Annotated in this window: 14 protein-coding genes and 1 pseudogene; 6 read left to right on the forward strand and 9 right to left on the reverse strand. The window is 56.1% G+C overall.

The window, feature by feature from the left end:
* Positions 1–1,332 (reverse strand): Rieske 2Fe-2S domain-containing protein, encoded by a 1,332-nt coding sequence (locus tag MPZ60_RS07810; protein ID WP_242881901.1) that lies wholly within the window; start codon positions 1,330–1,332, stop codon positions 1–3.
* A 427-nt stretch (positions 1,333–1,759) separates the two neighbouring features.
* On the opposite strand from MPZ60_RS07810, the gene MPZ60_RS25145 reads away from it, so the two are divergent.
* Positions 1,760–1,882 carry a hypothetical protein gene (locus MPZ60_RS25145; RefSeq protein WP_255443327.1) on the forward strand — a complete coding sequence of 41 codons (123 nt, stop codon included), beginning with the start codon at positions 1,760–1,762 and terminating at the stop codon, positions 1,880–1,882.
* Positions 1,883–2,275: 393 nt separating this feature from the next.
* Here the strand turns inward: MPZ60_RS25145 and MPZ60_RS07815 are convergent, their stop codons facing one another.
* The 3 genes from MPZ60_RS07815 to MPZ60_RS07825 form a co-directional block, all read right to left on the reverse strand.
* Positions 2,276–3,814 carry an IS3 family transposase gene (locus tag MPZ60_RS07815; protein WP_034358991.1) on the reverse strand — a complete coding sequence of 513 codons (1,539 nt, stop codon included), beginning with the start codon at positions 3,812–3,814 and terminating at the stop codon, positions 2,276–2,278.
* Positions 3,815–4,112: 298 nt separating this feature from the next.
* Positions 4,113–5,189 carry an IS110 family transposase gene (locus MPZ60_RS07820; protein WP_012837655.1) on the reverse strand — a complete coding sequence of 359 codons (1,077 nt, stop codon included), beginning with the start codon at positions 5,187–5,189 and terminating at the stop codon, positions 4,113–4,115.
* 416 nt (positions 5,190–5,605) lie between these two features.
* Positions 5,606–6,373 carry an IclR family transcriptional regulator C-terminal domain-containing protein gene (locus MPZ60_RS07825; protein ID WP_242881900.1) on the reverse strand — a complete coding sequence of 256 codons (768 nt, stop codon included), beginning with the start codon at positions 6,371–6,373 and terminating at the stop codon, positions 5,606–5,608.
* A 142-nt stretch (positions 6,374–6,515) separates the two neighbouring features.
* Between MPZ60_RS07825 and MPZ60_RS07830 the strand changes: the two genes are divergently transcribed.
* Genes MPZ60_RS07830 through MPZ60_RS07850 form a run of 5 tightly spaced genes read left to right on the forward strand, consistent with a single transcriptional unit; the run spans position 6,516 to position 11,133 of the window.
* The gene (locus MPZ60_RS07830; protein ID WP_242899878.1) at positions 6,516–7,451 is read left to right on the forward strand and encodes a tripartite tricarboxylate transporter substrate binding protein; all 936 of its coding nucleotides are present in this window, start codon (positions 6,516–6,518) and stop codon (positions 7,449–7,451) included.
* A gap of 15 nt (positions 7,452–7,466) precedes the next feature.
* On the forward strand, positions 7,467–8,708 hold the full coding sequence (locus MPZ60_RS07835) for an aromatic ring-hydroxylating dioxygenase subunit alpha (RefSeq protein WP_242882024.1): 1,242 nt from the start codon (positions 7,467–7,469) through the stop codon (positions 8,706–8,708).
* Entirely contained in the window at positions 8,705–9,169 is a 465-nt protein-coding gene (locus tag MPZ60_RS07840; protein WP_012837659.1) for a nuclear transport factor 2 family protein, read from the forward strand. The genes MPZ60_RS07835 and MPZ60_RS07840 overlap by 4 nt, the downstream gene beginning before the upstream one ends.
* Positions 9,166–10,113 (forward strand): PdxA family protein, encoded by a 948-nt coding sequence (locus MPZ60_RS07845; protein ID WP_019043841.1) that lies wholly within the window; start codon positions 9,166–9,168, stop codon positions 10,111–10,113. The genes MPZ60_RS07840 and MPZ60_RS07845 overlap by 4 nt, the downstream gene beginning before the upstream one ends.
* 9 nt (positions 10,114–10,122) lie before the next feature.
* Positions 10,123–11,133: an FAD-binding oxidoreductase gene (locus MPZ60_RS07850; RefSeq protein ID WP_019043840.1), complete on the forward strand. Its 1,011-nt coding sequence runs from the start codon at positions 10,123–10,125 to the stop codon at positions 11,131–11,133.
* Positions 11,134–11,153: 20 nt separating this feature from the next.
* Here MPZ60_RS07850 and MPZ60_RS25150 read toward each other — a convergent pair whose 3' ends face one another.
* The 5 genes and pseudogenes from MPZ60_RS25150 to MPZ60_RS07880 all read right to left on the reverse strand — a co-directional run bounded on the left by MPZ60_RS25150 (position 11,154) and on the right by MPZ60_RS07880 (position 15,257).
* Positions 11,154–11,783, reverse strand: a complete 630-nt coding sequence (locus MPZ60_RS25150) for a DDE-type integrase/transposase/recombinase (RefSeq protein ID WP_122974732.1) — start codon at positions 11,781–11,783, stop codon at positions 11,154–11,156.
* A 229-nt stretch (positions 11,784–12,012) separates the two neighbouring features.
* A pseudogene (locus MPZ60_RS07865) lies at positions 12,013–12,312 on the reverse strand (transposase); the annotation flags it as partial.
* A gap of 605 nt (positions 12,313–12,917) precedes the next feature.
* A complete protein-coding gene (locus MPZ60_RS07870) occupies positions 12,918–13,661 on the reverse strand; it encodes a hypothetical protein (protein ID WP_123974928.1) in 744 nt (247 codons plus the stop codon).
* A gap of 80 nt (positions 13,662–13,741) precedes the next feature.
* Complete coding sequence (locus MPZ60_RS25185) at positions 13,742–14,065, reverse strand: helix-turn-helix domain-containing protein (protein ID WP_367158612.1); 324 nt, start codon at positions 14,063–14,065, stop codon at positions 13,742–13,744.
* A gap of 133 nt (positions 14,066–14,198) precedes the next feature.
* Complete coding sequence (locus tag MPZ60_RS07880) at positions 14,199–15,257, reverse strand: phage capsid protein (RefSeq protein ID WP_242881898.1); 1,059 nt, start codon at positions 15,255–15,257, stop codon at positions 14,199–14,201.
* Positions 15,258–15,287: the final 30 nt, after the last annotated feature.

Here is a 15,287-nt window from a genome sequence, read left to right on the forward strand (position 1 = left end):
TTACTGCTTGACCTGGTAGTCGGTCGCGGCCACGGCGGATTGTTCGTCCGACACGGCATGCTTGGCGCTCACGTAGCGGACCTGGTATTCACGCCAATCGGTTTCCTTCGGCACCACGGCCTGGTACGAGCAGACCGTGCCAGGGATTGCCTTGGCACCGGTACCGATGGCCTTGCCGTCCTGCTTGTATTCGGCGATGGCATCGAGCATGCGACGACGGAACTCGACAATGGCGAGGTCACTGGCGCCCAGACGTTCGTCTGAACGGTCGGCGATGGGGCCCATCGTGACCCACATGGCGATGTCCTGGTTCGGGAAGCCCGTGATGCCGGTGAAGTTGCCGGCCTTCATGGCCTGGCGGTCTTGCCAGAAGCGGTTCTCGTGGTTGCGCAGCGGACGGAAGCGCTCGTCCAGATCCGGGCCGATCTGCGTGTGCAGGAACTTGCGCCAGGTTTCGGTTTCTGGTGTGGCGGCTGCATCACCCCAGGCGATGAAGTAGAACACCGTATTGGTGTCGTCCATCGGCACGTTGACGTTGGCGACGTTGTACAGGTTGTTCGGCGGAATCAGCACGGTGCCGGGTGCGACGAACACGGTCGAGCGAACATAGTCGTGCGTGGTGGCATTGAAGATCGGGCGGCGCAGGGCGGCGTAGCGGAAACCATATTCGGTGCGCTGGACCTGCAGGCGGGGAGCCTTGTCGGTGGAGGGGCGCAGCCAGTTCTTGTCCGTGGCTTCGGCGCCGGTCACGCGTGCCGGCACGAAATCCGACGAGTGCAGGCTGGAGCTGTGTGCGGAATCGATGGCGCCTTCGAGGATCTGTGCCCAGTTGCAGGGCAGCAGCACCTTGCCGATGCTCACACGGGTATCAGCCGTCGGTGCCCAGGCGGGAGCGACGAATTCGGGGACGGCGTCCTGAGCACCCATGTAGGCCCAGACCATGCCGCCCCATTCCTTGGTCGGATAGGCTGTGTGCTTGACTTTTTCGGCCATGCCGCTGGAGGCGGGCTCGGAGACCATTTCGAGTACGTTGCCTTGCACGTCGAACTTCCAGCCGTGGTACAGGCAGCGCAGGCCGCCGTCTTCGTTGCGGCCGTAGACCAGCGAGGCGCGGCGGTGCGGGCAGTACTCGCCGACCACGCCGACGCGACCTTCGCTGTCGCGGAACACGACGAGGTCTTCGCCGAGGATGCGTGCCTTGACCGGCGTGCCGTCCGGTTCACGGACCTCTTCAATCAGGCAGATCGGGGTCCAGTGTTCGCGCATCAGCTTGCCCATGGGGGCTTCGCCTTCTACGCGGCACAGCAATTCGTTTTCTTCATGAGTCAGCATCGTTGTCTCCTGGCGATTACTCGCCTTCAGCAGTAGGGGTACTTAATTATATTAGAGATCTAGTTATATTGACAAGCCTGTTTGACAAGATTGTGTGGCTTCGATGGGGGCGGCCTGTGGCCAATCACAAACCTTTGATTGAGAGACATGAAACAAAGCCCTCTCGAAATTCTCCGGAAGGGCTTGGGATGCTGTATCAGAGGCTGGCAATCCAGCTTGATGTTGCTCGACTTGATCCACTTAGCACGCACGGCCCCGCCGCTACATGGATATGCTGGAAGAGGTCGGCATGAATCCAGCCCTCCTGGCGCGACTTCCGCATCAGGTATCAGGTGGCTAGCGGTAGCGTGTAGTCATTGCGCGCGCACTGACCATGAATCCGCGCCTGCCAGTCTGCTACGAACTCGTGTCAGCTCTGGACGCCACAGTGCGTAATCAAGTCTTGGCCTTGCTTACCAAGCTGTGCAAGGAGCGAGACTTGATGCTGATCTTCACCGGCCACGTCTTCAATGTGATGGAGTCGATTGTCGATGAAGTGCCGGTCATGTAGCGTGGAAAAATCGCGGAATATGGCTCGGCCAAAGAGATGTTCTCCTTGCCGCGCGAAGCCTCACGCGGGAGTTGCTAAAGGCGGGGCGACTGTCGAGCGCGCTGCGGTTGGTCGAGAAACAGACAGTCCTTGTCGGCGACTAGGCGGCGATGTGTTGCCGCGGCCCTGAGCACCATAAGCTTGATCGAATGATCAGGAAAGCTGGCCGTCTGGGCCGAATTCACTTTACATCCCTTGCCTGATCTCATGCCGTGGCAGCGATTCGCCCTGGATTTGAACTGTTCTAGGAGTTGGACGGTTACCGTGCTGCCGAGCAGGAGGTGTTTCTCAGTCTGTATTTCGCAGGGCTGAGTCCTTGTGTTGGGGGGGGGCGGATAAAAACTTGGACTGGTTTTATGCGGCTAGGCCAAGCTTGTGCCGGTATTCCACAGGACTTAAAAGTCCCAGAGATACCTTGATACGTTTTTCGTTGTACCAACGAATGTACGCATCGACAGCTTCAATGAACTGCTCAATCGTTGTTGATTGCCAGTTGTTGGGATAGAACAGCTCCATCTTTAGCCTTCCAAAAAAGCCTTCGCACGCAGCGTTGTCTGGTGAGCACCCTTTGCGAGACATCGAGCGAGTCAACTTTGCATCATGGACCCTCGAGAGCCAGCCTGGCCAGCGGTAGTGAGCTCCACGATCAGAATGAATCACAGGGCGGCTCTCGCTGCCTTGAACAGCATCAATGGCCGCATCCAGCATTGTGTTGACGAGATGTGCGTTGGGATGAGTCCCAATCGACCAGCTCACCACCAGCCCGTCAAAGCAATCAATGACTGGCGACAGGTAAACCTTGCCAGCAGGAATCTGGAATTCAGTAATGTCGGTGAGCCACTTCTCATTGGGCGCAGCGGCACGGAAGTCTCGATTGATGAGGTTTTGCGGGGCGGCACCTATCTCTCCAAGGTAGGAGTTATATCTGCGGCGTTTGGGCTTGGCCACGATCAAGCCCTCCTGCTTCATCAGCCGACGAACCACCTTCTCTGAGATGCCCGTGCACTCCTTGAGCAGAGATGCCTGCACCCTGCGGTACCCATAGCAACGGTAGTTGTTGTCGAAGATCTCTGTGATGCTTCGGCGTACATCCAAGTATTTGTCAGCCAGCTTCAGCCGGGCACGATGGTAAAAGTACGAGCTTCTAGCAAGGCCAACAAGAGAAAGCAGTTCTGGTAATTCATACTGACCGCGCAACGCTTCAACCAGCACAGCCTTATCTTTGTTTGCCAGCCTATGCAGATCAATGCCAGCCCCATTTTTTAAGACTTCATGGGCCTGCTTGAGAAGCTCACGCTCTATCTTTAGTCGCCGAATATCCTGGCGCAATGATTCAACTTGGCGCCTGAGCGCTGCTGCATCCAACACAGGCGATCGCTTTGGACTGTGTTTCATCGAGGTGGGGGCACAAGGGCCAAGCAACTGATTTTTCCAGTTGTACAAGGTCCCTCTGCATACCCCAAACTTGACCGCTATCTCCTGCGCAGTTGATTGACGGGTACACAGTTGCACCACGCCCTCGCACATCAAGGCATCAGGCTTTGTAGTCGGCCAAGACCTGCCGACCATCGATTTACTGATCTCAGGGCAGTCTTGCCGAACCCACGCAGTCAACGTTCCTCGACCCGGGTAACCCAAAACCCTCATCGTGGCGGCAATACAGCGATCGTGGGCGAGGTAATGAGCAACCGCCACCTGTCTTTGCTGTAGCGAATATTTCGGTGCTCTTGGTGCTTGGCTCGCTGGCAAATCCTGATGCTTCAGGTAGTGCTGATACCAGCCTTTCAATGCGTTCTTGGTTGGGTATCCCAACTGGCGAATCGTGGCTCTGACACGCAAGCCAAGCTTGATATAAAGCTCAACTGCACGAATCCTGTCTGCGTATGAGTACATGAACTACCTTGTATGGATGCCTCCCAGCCATGAGTAGTAACCCGCAATGCTTTGTGAAGAAGTCGGCTGCTGCCTTGTATCCGGCCTGTGATGTGGACGCTGGGTTGCCCCTTGTCCGCTGGCCCCGATGTAATCCGCTGACGAGCGCCTCATCTCCTAGGACGGACTTTTGAAGTCCGGTAGTTCATCCAGGTTTAGCTCGTCCCGGTCTGACCTGTTTCACATCACGCTGCTTTGTTGCTGCCTCATCGCCTTCAAAGGTTCACATCCTCCTTTCTCGGGTTGATCTGCTATCCGTTCAAGCCCCAAGCGGCCTGGTGCTCTGGTGGCCTCGTTGGTAGTCCTGCTGTCGGGCCGTAACGGCCCAGATCGTTCGCGCCATCTTGGCCGCCTGTGCCACGATCACAACGTTCGTTGGCCTCCTGGCTTGAAGCTGTTCCAGCCATGGGCCGGGCTCTTTCGCATGTCTCAGTACCGCACGCGCACCGTGAATAAGCAAAGTCCGCAGGTAGGTGTCGCCCCGTTTGGAGATCCCCAGAAGATTTACCCGGCCACCTGTGCCTCGTTGCTTGGGTACCAGACCCAGCCAGGCACAGAATTCGCGCCCCGACTTGAATGCCTTGGCTTCTCCCATAGTGGCGATGGCCGCTGTAGCCGAGAGCAGGCCTACCCCGGGTATCGCCGCCACACGCTTCATGTCCACGTCAATGCGCAGGACCTCTGCAAGCCTCACCTCGATGGCCTTAATGTCTATCGCCAGTTGCTTGATGCGCTGGGCCTGCTCGCGCAGGCTATCGACGACATACTGTGGAATGCTGTTGGCAAGCGCCTCCAGTGCGAGTTCCAACTCGCCCAACAACGCCTTCTTGCCTCGCGCTAAGGTGGCTCCAAACTCATAGAGTAGTCCCCGCAACGCATTGATCTGCATGATCTTCATCCGCATCAACATCTCGCGCTGACGATGCAAGGTGAGCGTGGCTTGTTGCGCCAGCGTCTTCACGCCCACGAATTTGGTACCCGGCTGCTGGATCGCCAGCCAGATGGCGCGTGCATCTGTAGCGTCGGTCTTGTTGCCGTTCACGAATGGGCGCACGGCTTTGGCATGAATCAGCCGCACGGCATGGCCCTGCGCCGTCAACTCACGGGCCCAGTGGTGCGCTCCGCCGCAGGCTTCGATGCCGATCAAGCAAGGTGCACGGTTGGCGAAGTGCCCTAAAACCTTGGCCCGCTTTAGCTGCACGTTGACAATCTCGCCTGTGCTCATGTCCACGGTGTGAAGTTGGAACACGCTTTTGGCGATGTCCAGTCCAATGACCTGCAGGCCGGCCACCTGACCGATGATTTGCCCCGCGCTTTGGGTAGTACAACGATGCATGACGAAACCTCGCTGATGTTTGTGAAGACATTGGTCTATCAAGCCACGGGCACTTTGATACCGTATCCATTCAAGAGCCCAGCTCGTCTAGCGAACAAGCACACTCCCAAAACGGTCACGCTGTTCATCTTTATGCTTCTGCGGCCTTTGAGCTGCCCGTAGGCAGGGAGGCATCCATTACATCTCCTGGTAGTCCAAGTTTTTGTCCGCATCCTCGGCGGGTCAGTTCTGCGTGGAAATCAACAGCCTGTGCGTCAATATGCAACTCCTGTTTAACCGGGAGAAGACACTGCTGAGGACGCCATCAAGGAGCACTATGGTTCTGCCAGAACTCCTTGCTCAGTTGGCTCTTGCGCGTAGTTCCTACTTCTACCGTTGAGCTTGCGCTGCGGTAGCAGCAAGGACATCGTGGAGCACTACAACCCCTGCGGATATAGCTTTTTTTCCAACTCATTGCGAGCGCGCTTCAGCGGCATCAAAAAAGTCTCTTTGAACTCACTCATGCTGAGTCTCTCTGCCCTAACAGCAATGCTCATGGCAGCAATTGTGTTGCCTTGAGGGTCGCGCACTGGCGCCGCCATGGAGCGCACACCCAGCTCCAACTCTCCATCGCTGCATGACCATCCGGATTGCCTGCAAGTTTCAAGCAGACCTAGCAGCTCCTCCAAGTCAGTCATCGTCTGAGGGGTCAGAGCCACCCGCTCGATCATCTCCAGCCTTGCACGCGCCTCATGTTGAAGCAGTCCTGACAACAGCATCCGACCAATCGCAGAACAGTACACCGGCAACCTGGATCCTATTCCTAGGCCCGTGCTCAAGCTGCGCCGTGCGGTCGAACGGCCAATGATGATGGCATCGTCTTCCAACAAAGTACCAAGCGAAGCGGACTCTCTGGTCCGCTCCGACAGTGCATCCAGTAGCGGCTGGGCCAACGCAGGCATGGGGCGCGATGACAGAAATGAATAGGCGATCAGCAGTGACTTAGGCTGCATCCAAAACAGCTTTCCGTCACTCTCTAAATAGCCGAGCTGTACTAGTGTGCTGAGCGAACGTCTGGCTGATGCTGGCGTGGACTGCGTGAGCCTGGCCACTTCCGACAGCGTGAGCCGGGTATGCCGACGGTCAAAGCAAGTCAGTACGCCCAATCCCTTGCGCAGCGATTCCACAAAGTTCTTGTCCTGCATAGCGATCAAATCAAGGTGTTTTCAACATTTTTGCGCATAGCGCAAAAACAGGTTTAACACAAAGTACGACATCCCCATACTGCAGTTCCCCACACAAGAAGGAGACAAGATGCGCAACGAATCCATTCGCAGACGCGAAGCATTGATCGGCATTGCCACCGCGGTTGCTTCAACAGGTAGCCTGGCTCAGTCAAATCAACCTCTCAAGATCGTCGTGCCCTTCTCGGCCGGTGGTACCGCCGATGTACTGCCGCGCCTAGTAGTCGAAAAAATCCGCGCGGACTACGCAGGTGGCGTGATCATTGAAAACAAGCCCGGGGCTGGTGGAAACATCGGTGCCGATCTAGTGTTCCGGGCACCGCCAGACGGAATGACTGTGCTGGCCTCCCCTCCGGGGCCCATCGCCATCAACCACAACCTCTATCAAAAGCTCAGCTTTGACCCGACTCGCTGGGTACCGGTGACGATTTTGGCCACAGTGCCCAACGTCCTGGTCATCAACCCGAAGCTGCCTGTTAAGTCACTTGGCGAGTTCATTGCATACGCCAAAGCCAATCCCAAAAAAGTGACTGTGGCGACGCAAGGCGACGGCTCGACATCCCACTTGACTGCGGCCATGTTTATGCAGCTAACGGGTGCTGAGCTAACCGTCGTTCCCTACAAGGGAACGGCCCCGGCTCTGATTGACCTGATCGGTGGCAATGTGGATGTGTTTTTCGACAACATCAGCTCATCGGCAACCTATCACCATGCCGGCAAGGTGCGCATTCTGGCCGTTGCCGACGAGCAGCGTTCCCAAATATTGCCCCAGGTCCCCACATTCGCCGAGCAGCAATGGCCAGCCATGCAGGCCGTGACTTTCTTTTCTGTCGTCGCCCCCCCAGGCACGAGTGCAGAAATCGCACAGAAGCTTCAGAGGCAGATGGCCCAGGCTCTGTCATCAAACGACATCCGCAAGCACTTTCAGGAACAGGGCGCCGTGCCCTGCGGCTGGGATCCCACCAAGACTGCTCAGTTCATCCGTCAGGAAACCGAGAAGTGGAAGAAGGTGCTGAAGGCCGCCAACGTCAAGCTCTAACCCTTAGGAACCAACATGCAAGAATCCATCATCCAGTGGCGTGGGGCCACTAATACGCGCGTGCCCTTCGGTATCTATACCGACACAGCCAATGCTGATCATGAACAGCAGCGCATCTATCGCGGCGAGGTCTGGAACTACCTGTGCCTGGAATCTGAAATCCCCGAGGCGGGTGATTTCCGCACCACCTTTGTCGGTGAAACACCAATAGTTGTCGTGCGGGATGCCGACCAGGAAATCTACGCCTTCGAGAACCGCTGCGCGCATCGCGGCGCTCTCATCGCTCTGGAGAAATCGGGCCGTACGGATAGTTTCCAGTGCGTCTATCACGCCTGGAGCTACAACCGACAGGGAGATCTGACCGGCGTTGCCTTCGAGAAAGGTGTCAAGGGCCAGGGTGGCATGCCGGCCTCATTCTGCAAAGAAGAGCATGGCCCGCGCAAGCTCCGCGTGGCTGTCTTTTGCGGTTTGGTCTTTGGCAGTTTTTCCGAGGACGTGCCCAGCATTGAGGATTACCTTGGCCCTGAGATTTGCGAGCGCATAGAGCGCGTGCTGCACAAGCCCGTAGAAGTCATCGGTCGCTTCACGCAAAAGCTGCCTAACAACTGGAAGCTCTACTTCGAGAACGTGAAGGACAGCTATCACGCCAGCCTCCTGCATATGTTCTTCACCACCTTCGAGCTGAATCGCCTCTCACAAAAAGGCGGCGTCATCGTCGACGAGTCGGGTGGCCACCATGTGAGCTATTCCATGATCGATCGTAGCGCCAAAGACGACTCGTACAAGGACCAGGCCATCCGCTCCGACAACGAGCGTTACCGGCTCAAAGATCCCAGCCTTCTAGAGGGCTTCGAGGAGTTCGAGGACGGCGTGACCCTGCAGATCCTTTCTGTGTTCCCTGGCTTTGTGCTGCAGCAGATTCAGAACAGCATCGCCGTGCGTCAGTTGTTGCCCAAGAGCATCTCCAGCTCGGAACTCAACTGGACCTATCTTGGCTATGCAGATGACAGTACAGAGCAGCGCAAGGTCAGACTCAAACAGGCCAACCTCATCGGCCCTGCAGGATTTATTTCCATGGAAGACGGAGCTGTCGGTGGATTCGTGCAGCGTGGCATCGCAGGCGCTGCCGACCTTGACGCGGTCATCGAGATGGGCGGAGACCACGAAGGCTCTAGCGAGGGCCGCGCCACAGAAACCTCGGTACGCGGCTTTTGGAAGGCCTACCGCAAGCATATGGGACAGGAGATGCAAGCATGATCAATGAAATTCAAATCGCGGCCTTCAATGCCGCTTACGCGAAGACCGTAGACAGTGACGCCATGGAGCAATGGCCAACCTTCTTCACGAAGGATTGCCACTATCGCGTCACCAATGTCGACAATCATGCTGAAGGGCTTGCTGCCGGCATTGTCTGGGCGGATTCACAGGACATGCTCACCGACCGAATTTCTGCGCTGCGCGAAGCCAATATCTACGAGCGCCATCGCTATCGCCATATTCTGGGTCTGCCTTCGATCCAGTCAGGCGATGCAACACAGGCCAGTGCTTCCACGCCGTTCATGGTGCTGCGCATCATGCATACAGGGGAAACAGAGGTCTTTGCCAGCGGTGAGTACCTCGACAAATTCACCACGATTGATGGCAAGTTACGTCTGCAAGAACGCATCGCGGTTTGCGACAGCACGGTGACGGACACGCTGATGGCATTGCCGCTATGACAATAGTGCACCGTAGATTGGCTTTGGCCATCGGCGATCCCCACGGTATTGGCCCAGAAATCGCACTGAAAGCTCTCCAGCAGCTGTCTGTCACCGAAAGGTCTCTTATCAAGGTCTATGGACCTTGGAGCGCTCTCGAGCAAGCCGCACGGGTTTGCGAAATGGAGCCGCTTCTTCAAGACATCGTTCACGAGGAAGCCGGCACACTTACACAACCAGTTCAATGGGGAGAAATCACCCCGCAGGCTGGTCTATCTACGGTGCAATCCGCAACAGCGGCTATCCGAGCGTGCGAAAACGGCGAAGTCGATGCCGTCATTGCCTGCCCTCACCATGAAACGGCCATTCACCGCGCAGGCATAGCGTTCAGCGGCTACCCATCTTTGCTCGCCAATGTTCTTGGCATGAACGAAGACCAGGTATTCCTGATGCTGGTGGGGGCTGGCCTGCGCATAGTGCATGTCACTTTGCATGAAAGCGTGCGCAGCGCATTGGAGCGGCTCTCTCCTCAGTTGGTGGTCAACGCGGCGCAGGCTGCCGTGCAGACATGCACCTTACTCGGAGTGCCTAAACCAAAAGTCGCTGTATTCGGGATCAACCCTCATGCATCTGAAGGACAGTTGTTCGGCCTGGAGGACTCCCAGATCACCGTTCCCGCTGTCGAGACACTGCGCAAGCGCGGCCTAGCAGTAGACGGCCCCATGGGCGCTGACATGGTTCTGGCACAGCGCAAGCACGACCTGTATGTAGCCATGCTGCACGATCAGGGCCATATCCCCATCAAGCTGCTGGCACCTAACGGAGCCAGCGCACTATCTATCGGTGGCAGGGTGGTGCTTTCCAGCGTGGGCCATGGCAGCGCCATGGACATTGCCGGCCGTGGCGTGGCTGACGCCACGGCCCTCCTACGCACAATAGCCCTACTCGGAGCCCAACCGGTCTGAGGACTCTCTATGAACCACCAGATCCATATCCACGACTCCGATATCGCGTTCCCCTGCGCGCCCGGGCAATCCGTACTGGATGCAGCTCTGCAGGCCGGCATCGAGCTGCCCTATTCCTGCCGCAAAGGTAGCTGTGGCAACTGTGCGAGTACGCTGCTCGACGGAAATATTGCCTCCTTCAATGGCATGGCCGTGCGAAACGAACTCTGCGCCTCGGAACAAGTGCTGCTGTGCGGCTGCACTGCAGCCAGCGATATACGTATCCACCCGAGCTCCTTTCGCCGTCTCGACCCGGAAGCCCGAAAACGTTTTACGGCCAAGGTGTACAGCAATACACTGGCGGCACCCGATGTCTCGCTGCTGCGCCTGCGCCTGCCTGTGGGCAAGCGCGCCAAATTTGAAGCCGGCCAATACCTGCTGATTCACCTCGACGACGGGGAAAGCCGCAGCTACTCTATGGCCAATCCACCCCATGAGAGCGATGGCATCACATTGCATGTCAGGCATGTACCTGGTGGTCGCTTCAGCACTATCGTTCAGCAGTTGAAGTCTGGTGACACATTGGATATCGAACTGCCATTCGGCAGCATCGCACTGAAGCCTGATGACGCAAGGCCCCTGATTTGCGTTGCGGGTGGCACGGGATTTGCGCCCATTAAATCCGTTCTTGATGACTTAGCCAAACGCAAGGTTCAGCGCGACATCACGCTGATCTGGGGGGCTCGCAACCCCTCGGGCCTGTATCTTCCTAGCGCCATCGACAAGTGGCGCAAAGTCTGGCCACAGTTTCGCTACATTGCAGCCATCACCGACCTAGGCGATATGCCTGCGGATGCTCACGCAGGTCGGGTGGATGACGCGCTACGCACTCACTTTGGCAACCTGCACGATCATGTGGTGCACTGCTGTGGCTCACCAGCTCTGGTTCAATCAGTGCGCACAGCCGCTTCCGATATGGGCCTGCTTGCACAGGACTTCCACGCGGATGTTTTTGCGACAGGCCCGACTGGTCACCACTAGAAGTAGCTACCCATGCGATATCAACACGGCGGACTTGAGGCAGTAATAAAAGCATTCATGCCATTGCCGACGAACTTGCTTCCTCGCTGTACGCGTTTGTGGTTGACCGGCTCCGCCATTGAACTGCACAGCGTTGCAGTAACCCGTCGGTAGCCAAAGCAGCCATGGTTGCGCTCGAAGATGTTGGTGATTGATCGGCACACCAGGACATACTTCTCGTCAGCGTTGAGACGGGCGCGATGGTAGAGGTATGAACTGCGAGCCAAGACTAGCGAGGCGAGCGACTCGGCAAGCGATTCTTCATGGCGCAGGCCATAGCTTCTGACCAGGGCCGTGGAGCTGCGGCTGGTGAAGACCAGCCCATTGTCCGAGAGCAGTAGGAACGGCGCTGGCACACGCCCGAGTGTCCCGAACCGTGCAATCAGCACCTGCTCCAGTGCTGACTCCGCAGTCTTGGATCTCCCGCTACGCGACAGGTTCCAGCCCAGCAGTTCCCGGCTGTGGCAATCGATCACCAGGGCCATCGTGGTCCAGCCAGCCCGTCCGGCCCAGACCCGGCACATGTCGGTGGCCCAGCGCTCATTCAGTGCCTTGGCCACCGAGGGCAGGGATTGGATCCTGGGCCTGAAGCCTACCGGGCACTTTCGCACCTGCCAGCCCTCTATCTAGAAGATGCGCTGCACCGTGTTCTTGTTGAACCCCAGCAGATGCGCCACCGTTCGATAGCCGAAGGATAGGTTTTCCTCGAGCATGGCCTTGATCGGCGTCACCAATCGATCCTGCAACTTTGGCGCAGCCTTGACTGGGCGGCCCTGTTGGTGGAACAGGCCCTTGGCCTGGATCCATTCGCCTCGTGCGCGTATGTGTTCAGTAAAAGTAAACGGCCATGTGCACCTTGCTGCCGCGGCGGCGCTTGTCGTTGTCGTAGCTCGCACGCGGGTGACACTCGCAGGTTGACTGCAACGTACGCTCATCTAGCACTGCGGCACTGGACTGCCCCTGGCGCCCTTGGGCCACACGGATGATGGAGCGCAGGTCCGACACCATCGCCTCGGAGCATCCCGCCTCCCATGGCGGCAGGTCATTGGGCAGCAGCTGCCAAGGTGCACCTGCACGCACCAGCCAACGCAGCGCATTGAAGACCTCACGCAGGTCATGCGGGTAAGGCTTGCGGGGCATTGCGGCACTCTACTTGGGCTGCCGCGTGTCTTGAACGGAAGTTCATAACACGCTCTAGAACTGAGTGATCTGCCACTCATATTCATTCGCGATAGATGCTGCTGCTGCCAGTTTCAGTTCAGCGCTATCACCCATTACATCCGCGTATCGCTTGCACAGCGAAAGCAGCGCTGCTTTGGAGCTGTCTGCAGTTTGTTGATTTCCACCCATGTGGCTACGGGTTGGTCGGTGAACAGCCCCTTGCCGTGAATGATGCCTGCCGCGTGCTGGGCGAACAGGGGCGGCAACGAACGGTTGGCGAAGTGAAGCCGCAACAGCTCGCGCCAGAAGTCCACCGGAGTGCGGATAGACCTGGGCGCCACGCGGTGGGATACTGGCTGAGAAACACCGCCTAGTTGGCGGGACGGTAACCGACCAACTTCTGGGGACAGTTCAAACCCGGGGTGATTCACTTATTCCGCGAAGGCGGCTACAGGATTTTTTCATTCAAGCGAGTGTTGTTGCGCCTAAAATTTAAGGGTGTCGGCGAAAGCACCTACAAAAAAATAAAGGCATGTGATCGGCACTGACTGCGCCAGTTAGTGCCGATCACTGCTTCGTGGTAATCAGTTATCGCTGATTACACGCCACCCATTTTCTGTTTTTCGCATTGGAATTGTCAAAGTTACTTTTACTTTATATTCGTCAAATAAAAGTTCTGGATCTTTGTTCTCACTACGTAATGATGCGAGTTGTTGTCCTTCAAAAAGATTTTTTGTGAATTGTTTCACACTAGGATTGCAGCCGTTGTAGTAGTTTCTGTAAATAATAGTCTCTTCATTGCCAAAAATTTTGAATGGCTTTTGATTATTTATCTCTTGTTCTCTAGATTCTACAAGTTTTTTCCAGATATTAATCTTTTCTTGAAGGGGTAATGGTATTTCTGGCGCTATCTCTGCGGATAGCCCTCGTTTAAAGACAATAATTTCATCGGAAGAGGGCATGTAAGGTGCATGCAGTTCGAATTCATCTGCTATTTTTTTTATTTCCGCTTCAAGTGTTTCTCTTGTTTCGAGAAATTTTTTATTTTTCTCTAGTCGTCTTTCTGATTCTTCTTTTTCTTCTTTCCATTGATTGCGCATAGTATCTAATAGGCTGGAATCTTTAAGTTCCAATCCGTAAGAAAATTCCACCCTATAGTAGCCATCCTCTTGATAGCCATTGGTCTTTTTGATGTCTACGATTTTGAGATTTTTGCAGCTATCGAACTTGGGCTCTAGATAAGCTTCTAGATCGCTATTGCTTGGGGAAGAGTTACAGCCGGTCAATGCGAAGCTTAAGGCTGAACAAAGAAGTATTCGTTTTTTCATAGGGCCATCTCTTAAATTTGAAATGAAAATACACACGCACTCTTCACACCTTGAAAAGAGGGCGGAGAAAAGTCTGAGCTTTAGGGTGTTTTTCGAGGAATTCCAGGTCGGAAATAAGGCGCAAAGTCGTTTAAATGCGCAGCATCGCGTTGTACGGCGAGGTCCCGGAAATGTCCATCCAAAGTCAGGAAGAACTCGGAAGGCTTCATGTGCAGGGCGGCGATGATTCGCTCCATATTGGCGAGCGTCACATTGCGCTCACCACGCTCCACGCCACCCATGTAGCTGCGATCTAAGCCGCAGTAATGCGCAAAACCTTCCTGAGAAAACCCTCGCGCGCTTCGGCACTCACGCACGGACTGCCCAAATGCCTTGAGCACTGGAGATCGGTCTGCATTGGTCATTGGTTTGCTTGCCATGGGACGCAATGGTTACGATTCGTAGCATGCTTGGCCACAGTGCAAAAGCACACCGTGATAGCGATCACGGTGTGTAGAAACACTGCTTTAAGTGCTACGGTCGTCGCAGCCACTGCTTTTACGGATACGGACTATGCGTACCATTTCGCTGACTGGCCTGAGCGATAGGGGGCCAGTGCTCATTGGCTGCAGCTGTAGTAGGGGCGGTGGGTGTTTCGCACTCTTCGGGATAAAACTCTTCCACAATCTCAACCCCCTCATCGGGCGCATCTTCAAAGTTGCCATTGGCAAAGCCCTGTCGTGCGGCTCCGTCCAAGGCAGACTGATCAAACCCGGCTGCCAAGCGCTCAGCCGCCAAGGTGTAGGCTTGCCCAATGGCCTCGTTCAAAGAGGCACCAGTACGCACCACCAAGTCCGCGTAATAGATGGCCGATCGATGCGACTGCGTGGTGGACTTGCCACGCAGCTTGAGCTCCAGCGGCATACAGGCCAGGTTGCCACCAGAAACTGCAGCGAAATATTGCAGCCGCGCTGCCAGAGTGCGAATGCTGTTGAAGCCCGTGGTTCTGAATACAAAGCTGCCCAACTCATCGCTGTCGCCAATACTCACGTTCAAGCGGCCGTAGGGCTTGCAATGGCCCATGCCAAACCGGCATGTATCCGGACCAGGGCAGGCCAACTCTTCAAAACCTTTATCTGTCACACGCTTGCAGCTCTCGCCATTGCCGACGCACAGCGGGCGAGCGGTACTGCGATCAAACATGCAGTAATCAGCTCGGAGGTTCAAATCTGGGTCATTGAACAGCACCCGCACTGGGATGCTGCGCAGCTTGCGCCTTGCCGTGCTCGGTGCAGCCGTTGGCGTATCTGCCACACCCATCTTGTCTTTGAGTGAGCGTTTGCCTGTGCAAGTTTGGGTAGCGCTTGCGGACGTTTCACTTTGCACATCGGAAGGCTCTGCGCCTTCTTTTATGCCGCCGAAAACTTGACCAGGTGCTTGGCTCTGGCGCAAGGCCTCATCCAAAGGGTGTAGCACCCACTGGCCTCGCTGCTGCACCTGCGTGGTGATGGTGAACTCATCGTCCTTTTCTGGCAGACGCTTGCCGTTCTTCTCCACCGCCTTGCCAATCGAAATCCTGCCAATCACAGGCGGGGTGATCATCAAACCTTTGATCATGTTTTGCTCCAAAAAAAGCTCTCTGGGGCT

This window comes from Comamonas sp. 7D-2 (assembly GCF_022749555.1).
GTDB lineage: Bacteria > Pseudomonadota > Gammaproteobacteria > Burkholderiales > Burkholderiaceae_C > Comamonas > Comamonas thiooxydans.